We start from the raw sequence: 11,608 nt of genomic DNA, 5'->3' as shown, positions 1-11,608 counted from the left end.
GTCCAGCGGGGCGTTCGCCAGGGCGACGGCGACCAGTTGGCTGCCCTCGTCCTGCACCCCGGCCCGGCCCTCGCGGACGGAGTCCAGCGCGCCGGGCTCGCCGCCCTCGGCGAGCCGCACGGCATACGGCGACCAGCGGCCGGGCAGTCCCGAGTCCTCGCCGACCTCGTCCATCAGCTCGTCGACGGTGGCGCGGCCGGGGCGGGCCACGAGCGTCACCTCGGGTCGTTCGTTGTCCGCTTCGAGGAGGTCCTCGATGCCGGCCCGGCCGCCGCCGAGCGCGTCCCACAGCGCGGAGACGACCCAGCGCGGGTGGGAGTGGACGACCGCCAAGTGGTCCTCGGGGTCCGCGTCGTAGGGCGGCGCGACCTTCTCCAGCCAGCCGTCGAGATCGTCGGCGGCGATCTTGCGGAGCACGGCGTTGACGAACTTCGCGCGCCCGTCGCCGAGGACGACACGCGCCAGTTCCACGGTGGCCGAGACCGCCGCGTGGCTGGGGATGCGGGTGCCGAGCAGCTGGTGCGCGCCCAGGCCCAGCACGTCGAGGACCGGCGGGTCCACCTCGCGCAGCGGCCGGTCCACGCAGGCCGCGATGATCGCGTCGTACGTGCCCTGGCGGCGCAGCGTCCCGTACACCAGCTCGGTGGCCAGCGCCGCGTCCCGCGCGTCGAACGCCGGGCCGTCCTTGCCCGCGGCGGCGTTGTCGCGCGCCTTGTCGCGGGCCTTGCGCAGCATCGGCGGCAGCACCAGGTTCGCGTAGGCGTCCCGCTCGTCCACGGCGCGCAGCACCTCGAAGGCGAGGATCCGCACGGGGTCCTTCTTGGGGCGGCGGTGGGGTTTCGGGGGCCTGGCGGGACGGTTGCGGGGGGCCTGATCGTTCACGAAAGGTGCTCCGGAGCTGGGATGACGATGGGCTTAGGCTACGCCCCGCGCCTCACTGCGCGCCGAGCCGCTCGCCCTGGGCGATCCGTACGCCGCGCGCCCAGTCGGCGGCCTTCATCGGCTTCTTCCCCTGCGGCTGGACCCACAGCAGCTCGACGGCGTGCGAGCCGGTGCCCGCGTACACGGCGTTCTTGGCGACGGACAGTTCGCCGGGCGCGAGGCCGCCGCGGTCGGGGCACAGGGCCACGGACATCAGCTTGAGCCGCTCGCCGCGGAAGAGGGTCCACGCGCCGGGCGCGGGGGCGCAGCCGCGCACCACGCGGTCGACGCGGAGCGCGGGCGCGCTCCAGTCGGCCTCCGCGTCCTCGACGTTGATCTTCGGTGCGAGGGTGACGCCCTCCTCGGGCTGGGGCACCGCTTCGAGGGTGTTGTCCTCGATGCCGTCCATGGTGGCCACGAGCAGCCCGGACCCGGCGAAGGCCAGCCGGGTCAGCAGGTCGCCGCTGGTGTCGGTGGGGCGGACCTCCTCGGTGAGCACCCCGAAGACCGGTCCGGAGTCGAGCCCCTGCTCGATCAGGAACGTCGACGCGCCCGTGACCTCGTCCCCGGCCAGCACCGCGTGCTGCACGGGCGCGGCGCCGCGCCACGCGGGCAGCAGCGAGAAGTGCAGGTTGACCCAGCCGTGGGCGGGGATCTCCAGCGCCGCCTTGGGCAGGAGCGCGCCGTAGGCGACGACGGGGCAGCAGTCGGGGGCGATCTCCCGCAGCCGGGCGAGGAAGTCCTCGTCGCGCGGCCTGGCGGGCTTGAGCACCTCGATGCCCTCCTCCTCGGCGCGCTGGGCGACGGGGCTGGCGACCAGCCGGCGGCCGCGCCCGGCGGGGGCGTCGGGCCGGGTGACGACGGCGACGACCTCGTGCCGGTCCGACGCGAGCAGCGCGTCGAGGGCGGGCACTGCGACCTCGGGGGTACCGGCGAAGACGAGCCTCATGGGTGGCGATCTACCTCTCAACGCGCCGAGCTGAACGGCGGACCAGTCTAGGGCCTGTCGGCGGGGCGGACTCGGGCCGGTCGGGGAGGGCCGGGGCCCGGAGAGCGCGACCGCGGTCGTACGGGCGGAGTCGTACGGGCGGAGGGGCCCCGAGAACGACACCGCGGCCGTAGGGGGCGTACGCGTCAATTCGCGCCCCGCCGCGCAGGCCGTACGCCCCCTCAGCGTGACCCACAAGGCACGTCTCGCGTTGAGGTCAAGAGAGATTGACCGGAACGGGCCACGGCGCGGTCCGGCCCTCGTTCGCTTCCGATGGCCAGCCGACTCACCGCCCTGATGTCCGCGTTCCACCTGCCCCGTTCCACCGTTTCACCATCTCCACCGTCTCCAACGTTCCACCGTCTCCACCTTCCCCATTCCGCTTTCCACGCCGGTTCGAGAGGCTTGTTCATGGCCGACCACGCAACCCACGACGCCCAGGCACGGGCCAGCCTGCATCTGCTGGTGCGGGACATCGAGCGGGTCCGCCGACAGGTGGACGCACTGCGCACCCTCACCGCCCAGCTCGGAAACGTCTACCGCCCGCGGCGCACCGGCCCGTCCGCGGGCTTCGTCGTATACGGGCGGGCGCCCGCACCGACCGTACGGCTCGCGCAGGAACTGCGCGACAGCATCGAGACGCTCGTCACCGCCGCGGTGGACTTCGACCGCTCGCTGGGCTTCTCGTGGGACGCGGTGGGTTCGGCGCTCGGCGTCACCAAGCAGGCGGTGCACCGGCGTTACGGCACGCGCCGGGCCACCGCGCCGAACGCCGCGGGCGGCGGCGAGTCGGTCCGTACGCCGGACACGGGCGGGCTGCCGGGCGTATCCGTGGGCCCCCAGCTCCCCGCCGTACCCGCCGCCCGCGCCATGCCGGGGCAGTCGGCCCCGGCGCTGCGCGACTCGGGCATGCGGGACACGGGCATGCGGGAGCCCGGTCTGCGCGACGCGGCGCTGCGGGACTCAGGGCTGCGGGACTCAGGGCTGCGGGATTCGGGGCTGCGCGACGAGCCGCGGCCTGGCGTCTTCCCCGGCCCCCGCAACGGCTGACCCGACCGCCGCCCCCCCGAATCCGCTCCCCTGCCAGTTCTTCCACTGCCCCGAGGCCCGGCCGCGCCGGACCGCGGGGCAGCGCCGTTTCGGCCCTACCCCTTCACCGGCCGACGCCCGGTCAGCCGATGTCCGGCGGGTCGATCCTGATCCGCACCGGGGCCCCCTCGCGGCGCGCCAGCCGCGCCGCCTGCGCCGTCTTCAGCGCGGCGGCCAGCGCCGCACCGCTGCCGGGGCGCACCCGCAGCAGCGCCCGCTCCCACCGCTCCCCCGGCGGCGGGTCGCCCGTGCGGCGCGGCCGTCCGGCCTCGGTCACGGGCAGCGCGACCGGGCCCAGCACCTCGGCGTCGCCGGGGAGTTCGGCCACCTCGATCAGGTCCGCCACGGCCTCCGGCGGGCCCGCGACCGCCGCCATCCGCGAGACGGGCGGGAACCCCAGCTCGGCGCGGTCCGCGAGCTCCCGCACCGCGTGCCCGGCCGGGTCCCAGCGCACCAGCGCCTGTACGGGCCGCAGGGTGGGCTCGGCGACGACGACCACCGTGCCGCCCGCCTCCTGCCCCCGCACCAGGGCGGCCGCGCCCAGCCAACGGCGCAGCGCCTCCTCGCCCGCGCGCAGGTCGGGGCGGGTGAGGAGGGCCCAGCCGTCAAGGAGGAGCGCCGCCGCGTAGCCCCCTTCGGCGACGGGCTCCGCGCCGGGGGTGGAGACGATGAGGGCGGGCCCGTCGGGCACGGTGTCCAGGATGTGATCGCGCCCGGAGGTCCGTACGGACACGGCGGGGAACGCCCGGCCCAGCTCCTCGGCGGTGCGCCGGGCCCCGACGACCTGGGCCCGCAGCCGGAAGCCGCCGCACTCGGCGCAGTGCCAGTCGTGGGCCTCGCGCCCGCACCAGCCGCAGTGCAGTTCGCCGTCGCCGCCGCGCGCCTCCAGGGGCCCGGCGCAGTGTCGGCAGCGCGCGGGCTCGCGGCACCGCTCGCAGGCCAGCCTGGGTACGTATCCCCGGCGCGGCACCTGGACGAGCACCGGGCCGCTCTTGAGACCGTCGCGCACGGCCTGCCAGGCGAGGGTGGGGAGCCGGGCGGCGCGCGCCGCCTCGTCGCGGGCCTGGTCGGCGTCGCCGACCGTACGGATCATGGGGGCGGCGGCGCGCACCTGGGCGCGGTCGGCGGCCAGCGGCAGCGCCCAGCCGCTCTCCACGAGCTGGGCGGCCTCCACCGTGCAGCCGTGGCCGCCGAGCAGGAAGGCCGCCTTCTCGTGCGCGGCGCGCAGCAGCAGCACCTCGCGCGCGTGCGGCTGCGGGGCGTGCGGCTCGCTGTGGCTGGAGTCGCCGTCGTCCCAGATCGCGACGAGCCCCAGGTCCCGTACGGGCGCGAACATCGCGGCCCGGGTGCCGACCACCGCCCGTACGCCGCCGCGGCTGACGGCGAGCCAGCGGCGGTAGCGCTCCTCGGGCCCGGCGTCCGCGGTGAGCAGCGTGTGCCGGCCGGCGCCGAGCAGGGCGGTCAGCGCGGCGTCGACGCGGGCGGCGGTGCGCCCGTCGGGCACGACGATCAGCGCGCCGCGGCCGGAGGCGAGGGCCGTGGCGGCGGCGCGGGCCAGTTCCTCGGGCCAGTGCGGGCCGGGCAGCGCGGTCCAGACGGCACGCGGTCGCTCGCCCCGGCGGACGGCATCGAGATAGGCGGGGCCGGTCGGGTAACGGGACCAGCTGCCGGGCTCGGGCGGCGCGGGCGGGGGCAGCGGCCCGGCGGGCGGCTCGGCTTCGGGGCGGGCGCGGCGGGGCGGGACGGCGAGCTGGACGACGTCGGCGAGCGTGCCCGCGTACCGGTCGGCGACGGCGCGGCACAGCGCCAGCAGCTCGGGGCCGAGCACCGGTTCCGGGGAGAGGACCTGGGCGATGGGGGCGAGCGGGCCGCGGTAGTCGCTCTCCGCCCGGCGCTCGACGATGAAGCCGTTGTGCAGTTCGCCGCCCTCGCGGCGCCCCTTGGCGACGCGGGCCCCGAACCGCACCCGCACCCGGGCGCCGGGCCGCGCCTCGGCGTCCATGGCCTCGGGCACGGCGTAGTCGAAGAACTGGTCGAGGTGGATGAGCCCCTTGTCCACGAGGACGCGGGCCACGGGCCGGTCCGCGGCGAGCGCGGCGCCACGCCAGGTGCGCGGCTTGGCGCGCGGCTTCTTCGCCTCGCGCACGGTCTCCCGGATGAGCGCGAGCTGCTCCCCCCCGGCGGGGTCGCCCGCCGGGGCCGCGTCCGCCGGAGGCACCTCCCCCGGGGCCGCGTCCGCCCGTGCCGGATTACGCTCCGGCCGCCCGTTCTCGCTGCTCACAGCTCCAGTCTTAGCAGACGGCACTGACACTCCCGCGCCCCGCGAGCGGACGGCAATCTGTAGAGCCAACAGGAAGGAAACAGGAGAGGAAACGGGAAACGTCCCCATTCGCCTTGTTCCGCCGGGCGGCCTGCCGCACGCTACTCGCGGCGAACGCAGCTGCCCGGCACACGGAGTACGGAGGTCGAAATGCCGGAGCAGCCGTACGAGTTCGGGCGGGAGCTGCGCAGACGGCGGCTGGCCGCACAGTGGTCGCTGGAGCGGCTCGGCCAGTCGGTGCACTACAGCAAGGCCCAGCTGAGCAAGGTGGAGCGGGGGCTCAAGCGCCCCACACCGGAGCTGTCACGGCTCTGCGACACCGTGCTCGGGGCGGGCGGCGCGCTCGCCGCCCTGGTCCCCGGCCGGTCCCGGGCGACCGGCCTGCCGAATTCCGACGCACATCGCGAAGACGCACATCACGAAGACGCGCGTCAGAACGACGCGCATCACTCCGGCACGCATCGCGACGATGAGGTGTGGCTCATGCGCTTGGGCAAAGACGGAACAGGTTCGTTCCGCCCGATGAACCGCCGCCGGGTCCTCACGGCGGGAGCCGTCTCGGTTCTCGCCATAGGCGTCGGCGGCGTGCAGATCACCGCCGACACCGGCGCGACGACCCTGGTCGACGCCCACCGCTCGATGTTCGACCAGTTCCGGAGGCTGGGCCAGCTCTCCGGCCCCGGCGGCGTCCTGCCCCCGCTCATAGCCCAGACCCACAGCCTCGAACAGCAGGCCGCCCGCTCCGGCCCGGCCACCCGGCGCGAACTGCTCGTCCTGGCCTCCCGGTACGCGGAGTACGCGGGCTGGATGGCGCAGGAGTCCGGCAACGACGGCTCCGCGCTGTGGTGGACGGACCGGGCCGTGGAACTCGCCACCGCCGGCGGCGACCGCGAGCTCGCCGTCTACGCGCTCGTACGCCGTGCCCTCGTCAGCCTCTTCCGCGGCGACACCGCCGCCGCCATCGGGCTGTCCGACCACGCCCTGGCCAGCCCCGCACCACCGCGCATCCGCGGCCTGGCCGCGCAGCACCTGGCCCAGAGCCACGCCGTGGCCGGTGACCACGACGCCTGCATGCGCAGCCTGGACCGCTCCCGCGAACTCCTCGCCCTCGACGCCGCGGACCCCTCGTCCCCGGTGATCGGCGCGTCCCACCTGCCCGACGTCGTCTCCATGTTCACCGGCTGGTGCCTGTACGAACTCGGCCACCCGCGCCGCGCCGCCGAAGCCCTCGACCGGGAGACCGCCCGCCTCCCGGCGGACGCGCTGCGCACGCGGGCGCGGTACGGGGTACGGCGGGCCCTCGCGCACGCGGCGGCCGGGGAGATCGAGGAGGCGTGCGCGGTGACGCGAGGTCTGCTCGACGCCGTCGGGCTGGTGCGCTCCGCGACGATCACGGCGGATCTGCGGCGGCTGGCGCGGGTGCTGGGGCGGCATCCGCGCAGTGCGGCGGTGCGGGGGCTGGCCCCGGATCTTTCGAGCCTTGTGACTCAAACGTCTCTCTGAGAGGACGCACGTCATGCACGAGATCTTCATCAATTTCCGCGTCATGGGCGCGAAGTCGATCGCGTACGAATTCAAGCGGGTGCTGGAGGAGCGGTTCGGGGAGGACAGCACATTCCTCGCCGGAGGCTCCATCGAGCTGGGCTCCAATTACGTCGAGACGCTCGACAACAAGGTGCGGCGCAGCAGCGTCCTGCTGGCGCTCATCGGCCCGGACTGGCTCGACGTCCCCGACCCGAAGCGCAGGGGGCGCAGGGCGCTGAACAATCCCGCGGACTGGGTGCGCCGTGAATTGGAGACGGCATTCGAGTGCGGGGTGCTGGTCGTGCCGGTCCTGCTCGAACGGAAGACGGAGCAGCTCGATCCCCGACGGTTGCCGAGGTCGCTGTCCAGGCTGGCGGAGTGCCAGTTCGAGCGGTTCTCGCAGCGGACGTCCGCCACCGACCTCGCCCGGCTCGGCGACCGGCTGGCCCGTAAGGTCCCGGAGCTGGCCGCGCTGGACAAGCGTCCCGGCGCGCGTAGGGAAAGGGCGCATACGCCCGAGGGGCCGTCCATGAACAACACCGGGCAGCGCGGCGGAATCGGCAATTTCCAAGGCGAACTCGGCACGTACATCCAGGATTCAAGCGGCCCGCTCAACACAGGTTCCGGGTCACAGGTCAACAACCCTCATTACAACGGCCACGGAACCAGCTACGAAAATCAAGGGGAGATCCGCTATCAGTTCGGCTCCTCTCACCGCGAAGAGGACGGTGACCGCTGATGACCGATCCGATGCTGGAGTCCCTCGCCACCTACGTCAACCAGGCCCACGGGCCCACCAACACGGGTGAGGGCCAGCAGCTCAACAACTTCTACTTCCAAGCGGCTTCGCGGGTGGGCCGGCCGACCCGCGATCGGCTCGCCGTGGCCGAGGACGAACGCGAATGGCTCGACCGGTGCTTCACCGAACCCGAACGGTACGGCCAGGCCCGCGACATGCTCCGCGATCACGGCACCGTCCTGCTCTACGGACAGCCGGGCAGCGGCCGGCGGGCAGCGGCGCTGATGCTGCTGCACCGGTCGCCCGGCGGGACGGGCAGCCTCCACGAGCTGCCCGACACCTCGGATGACGAGGACTCCCGGGCCCTGGACGCCTCGGTCGTCGGCGAGGGCGACCGCCTGCTGCTGGACCTCGCGAACAGCGACGAGACGCACTACCTCGCCGTGCAGAGCGAACTCTCCGCCTTCCGGGACGTGGTGCGGCAGAAGGACGCGCGGCTCGTGGTGGTGCTGCCGTACGGCCTCCGCTATCTCCAGCAAGGCGGGCTCGGACGGTTCACCGTCGAGATCCTTCGGCCGCGCGGCCGGGACGTGCTGATGCGGTACTTGCGGCTCGACGGCATCACGCCCTCGCCCGACGAGCTGAGCGCCGTCCCCGAGCTGCCGGAGTATCTGCTCCGCGCCCATTTACGGGACATCGCCGAACTGGCGCGCTCCATACGGGAACAGCGGGACGGCTGCTCCGATCGGCCCGACGGGTTCTCTCAGTGGTGCTCGCGCGCCCTCGCCGTAGTCAGCGACCGTACGCCCGAAGTTGCCGCCTTCATCTCCGCATTGGACGGACGGCATCGGGCGCTCTCCCTCTCGCTCGCGATGCTCCATGAACGCACTCCGGCCACGGTGTTCCACGCCACCGAAGAGCTGCTGAAGGCCATCAACCACCCGCCCGACGAACAGCCCCGGCTGGAACGCACGGATCTCACCGAGCAGTTGAAGGTCATCAAGGCCGAGACGCGGAGCGACGGTCGCGTCCGCTTTCTCGCCCCCGGCTACGACAAGGCGATCCGCGCCCACTTCTGGACCTACTGCCCGGACCTGCGGGACGCGTTCCAAAAATGGATCGGGGGCTGCGTCCAGCGCGGTGCGCTGACCGACGACGAGCGCGCCGAGCTGATCCCCCGCTTCGCCGAGCAGTGCCTCCGCACCGACCGTCCCGAGGACATGTTGGAGCTGGCCGAGCAGTGGACGCAGCACAACGGCGACCAGGGCCGGCTCATGCCCGACGCGGCCCAGCTCCTCGCGGAGGGGCTCCGCGACGAGCGGCACGGCCGCGCCTTCCGAAAGGCGATCTACAACTGGTCCAAGGACACGTACCTGCCGGCGGTGCGGCGTCGCGCGCTCGTCGTCGTCTGCTTCCAGACGATGGCGACGACCCACCCCGACCAGGCCCTCGTCCGCCTGCACCACCTCGCCCGCCGGGAGCGGCCCGCGAAGGAGAATCCGGCCCTCGACGCCCTGCTCGCCCTCGCCGCAGGCGACGGCCGTCTCCTCCGTCTGCTTCTCGACCGGCTGGAACCCGGCAAGTGGCCGCGGGACGCGGTCGCCTTCTACGCGCTCGCCGACCACGCGTCCCGCACCCGCGCCCTCTACTGCACCGCCGCCGTGCGCGAGCGCCTCGCCACCGGCTGGGCCGCTGTCTTTCTGTACCGCTCGCACGAGGAGTGGAGCGAGCCCGCGCGCGGTTGGCTGGCGGCGGCCGGCGCCCTGCCCGAGGGCCGTGGCGGGCAGTTGCTGGACGTTCTCGCCGGGGCGGCCGCGAGCCGTCCCGGTACGCCGGGCCGTCTCCACGTCCTCTTCAGGAACTGGGCGTACACGAACCCGGAGCGCGCCGCGCTCGTATCGCGCTTCGACTGTGCGCTCGACGCCGCGCAGGGCATCGAGCCCCTCCCCCTCGGCACGTGACACGTGCCGCGGAAAACTCAGCTGATCCGGACGCGGGAGGCCGCGCTATGAGTTCTGGCCACAAGACCATGACGTTCTTCGTCACCGTCATCCTCGGGCTGATCCTCGTCATCGTCGGGCTGACCGCGCACTGGCCCCGGTGGGCGTGGGCGGCGGCCGCCGCCGCCCTGCTGATCGGCGCGGGGCTCGCCCTCGTGGCCGGTCCGCGCCGGCGCGGGCCGGTTCCGCCGGAGCACGCGCTGGAGCCGGACTGGCCGATTCCGCAGGCGGAGCGCTGGGAGCAGACCGTTTCGGGGATCGCGCTGCCGAGCCGCGTGGACGACTACGACTTCCTCTTCTCCGCCACCGTCCGCTGGTGTCCGCTGGACGCCCCGGCCGACGCCCCGCACGTCAACGCGGGCGCGCTGGCCATCGAGTCGGTGCTCGACCGGGCCCGGCACATCACCGTTCTTCAGCCGCCGCACCGCAGTTCACTCGCCCAGTACCAGCTCAACGGCGCGCTCGGCACGATGCGCCCCGACCCCTCGTGCCGGGTGGAGGCGATGGCCGAGCACGTCGTGCTCCGTCTCTGCGAGACCGACGCGGAGCGGCTGACCAAGCTCTCCGCCGTGCGCAAGGACGAGGACGTCTGGGAGCACGAGCGCAACTGGGAGCGCAACAAGCGCGAGTACCTGGGGAAGGACGTGCTCAAGGACACCGGCAGCGCCGTGGTGTGGTGGATGGCCCGTAACGAGGACGAGGTCGAGCGGACCGTGAACCTCATCGGCCCCCTCGCCCAGCTCACCTCCGCCGCCAACAACGAGGACGTCCCCGAGCCCTTCCAGCGGCTGGTCCCCGGCTCTCGTCCCGAGCCGGAACCGCGGTTCGCCGACATGTGGTCCGCTCCGCACGAGCCGCCGCCTCCGTACGACGACGAGCCGCCGGGCGACGCAGGGCTGTCCGGCCTGCTCAACAGGCTGATGGACGAGGCCGGCCTGGCCGAGGACGCCCCCGACCGCGCGCTGTTCGCCCGCCGGATCGCGAACGACCTCGATGCCGCGAACGCGCCGGACGCCGCCGACGAGATCCGCCGCCGCTTCGACACCCCGACGCCCCCACCGGCTTCGGACGAACCCGATCCCGATGAGCCCGATTCCGGCGAACCGGATGTCGACGGACCCGGTACCGGCGGCGGACCCAGTACAGGAAGCGGATCCGGCCCCGAAAATCCTTATATCGACCCGGACGACCCCCCACCCGCCCCCGGCTGAATCAAGGCGTAGTTTCGCACCGACTCTCGGAGCGAGCGGGGTCCGTTCCATGATCCTCGTGCTGGCATGCCCTCGTCATTCCCCTCCTGCCGCCCCGCCCCGCGGTGACGGTAGGACGACCGGAAGGAAGAGCCCATGATCCGCACCCTGGGCATCGGCAGCGTCGCGGCGGCGTTGTTCCTCATCGGCACGGCCGCCCCGTCCTCGGCGGCCCGTGGCGGCGATGACGACGTGCCGCCGCCCACCGGCAAGATCACGATCACCGTCGCCGCGGTCAACGGGTCCGGCTGCCGCCCCGGCAGCGCCGTGGTGGCCGTCGCCCCGGACAACACCGCGTTCACCGTGACGTACAGCGAGTACCTCGCCCAGGCGGGCAAGGACACCAAGCCCACCGACGGCCGCAAGAACTGCCAGATCGCGTTGAAGGTGCTGGTGCCGCAGGGCTTCACGTACGCCATCGCCCGCGCCGACTACCGCGGCTACGCCTCCCTCGCGCCGAAGGCCACCGGCCTGGAGCAGGCCGGCTACTACTTCCAGGGCTCCCAGCAGACGGCCCGCCTCAGCCACCGGTTCACCGGCCCGTACGACGCCAACTGGCAGACCTCGGACGAGACCGACCTCGACGCGCGCGTCTACGCCCCCTGCGGCGAGCAGCGCTACTTCAACATCAACACCGAGCTGCGGGTCGACGCGAAGAACGCGGACCCCAAGCTCACCAGCTACATGGCGATGGACTCCACCGACGGCAGCATCAACACGCTGTACCACTTCGCGTGGAAGAAGTGCCCCCAGCGGTGACATGCCGCCAGTCCTGAC

General features: G+C 73.6%; 9 protein-coding genes. 6 read left to right on the top strand and 3 right to left on the bottom strand.

The genetic code is table 11. From position 1 onward, the window contains the following. On the bottom strand, positions 1–882 hold an 882-nt coding region (locus ACFU99_RS17050), incomplete at its 3' end, for a transcription antitermination factor NusB (RefSeq protein ID WP_384392181.1). 52 nt (positions 883–934) lie between these two features. Further along, a complete protein-coding gene (gene fmt, locus ACFU99_RS17045) occupies positions 935–1,870 on the bottom strand; it encodes a methionyl-tRNA formyltransferase (RefSeq protein WP_384392178.1) in 936 nt (311 codons plus the stop codon). A 450-nt stretch (positions 1,871–2,320) separates the two neighbouring features. On the opposite strand from fmt, the gene ACFU99_RS17040 reads away from it, so the two are divergent. After that, complete coding sequence (locus tag ACFU99_RS17040; protein WP_384392175.1) at positions 2,321–2,959, top strand: hypothetical protein; 639 nt, start codon at positions 2,321–2,323, stop codon at positions 2,957–2,959. Positions 2,960–3,080: 121 nt separating this feature from the next. Here ACFU99_RS17040 and ACFU99_RS17035 read toward each other — a convergent pair whose 3' ends face one another. Beyond that, positions 3,081–5,216 carry a primosomal protein N' gene (locus tag ACFU99_RS17035; RefSeq protein ID WP_384392184.1) on the bottom strand — a complete coding sequence of 712 codons (2,136 nt, stop codon included), beginning with the start codon at positions 5,214–5,216 and terminating at the stop codon, positions 3,081–3,083. Between the two features lie 252 nt (positions 5,217–5,468). Between ACFU99_RS17035 and ACFU99_RS17030 the strand changes: the two genes are divergently transcribed. From ACFU99_RS17030 to ACFU99_RS17010, 5 genes are all read left to right on the top strand, one after another. After that, a complete protein-coding gene (locus tag ACFU99_RS17030; RefSeq protein ID WP_384392172.1) occupies positions 5,469–6,821 on the top strand; it encodes a helix-turn-helix domain-containing protein in 1,353 nt (450 codons plus the stop codon). Between the two features lie 13 nt (positions 6,822–6,834). Further along, positions 6,835–7,581 carry a TIR domain-containing protein gene (locus ACFU99_RS17025; protein WP_384392169.1) on the top strand — a complete coding sequence of 249 codons (747 nt, stop codon included), beginning with the start codon at positions 6,835–6,837 and terminating at the stop codon, positions 7,579–7,581. Next, entirely contained in the window at positions 7,581–9,542 is a 1,962-nt protein-coding gene (locus ACFU99_RS17020; protein ID WP_384392166.1) for an ABC transporter substrate-binding protein, read from the top strand. The genes ACFU99_RS17025 and ACFU99_RS17020 overlap by 1 nt, the downstream gene beginning before the upstream one ends. A gap of 47 nt (positions 9,543–9,589) precedes the next feature. Beyond that, positions 9,590–10,792 carry a hypothetical protein gene (locus ACFU99_RS17015; RefSeq protein WP_384392163.1) on the top strand — a complete coding sequence of 401 codons (1,203 nt, stop codon included), beginning with the start codon at positions 9,590–9,592 and terminating at the stop codon, positions 10,790–10,792. A 135-nt stretch (positions 10,793–10,927) separates the two neighbouring features. Continuing rightward, positions 10,928–11,590, top strand: coding sequence for a DUF4360 domain-containing protein (locus ACFU99_RS17010; RefSeq protein ID WP_384392160.1), 663 nt, complete (start codon positions 10,928–10,930; stop codon positions 11,588–11,590). Positions 11,591–11,608: the final 18 nt, after the last annotated feature.

Source organism: Streptomyces sp. NPDC057654, assembly GCF_042800135.1.
Lineage (GTDB): Bacteria > Actinomycetota > Actinomycetes > Streptomycetales > Streptomycetaceae > Streptomyces.
The sequence above is the reverse complement of the archived record's forward strand: the minus strand, read 5'-3'. Positions and strand labels throughout refer to the sequence as shown.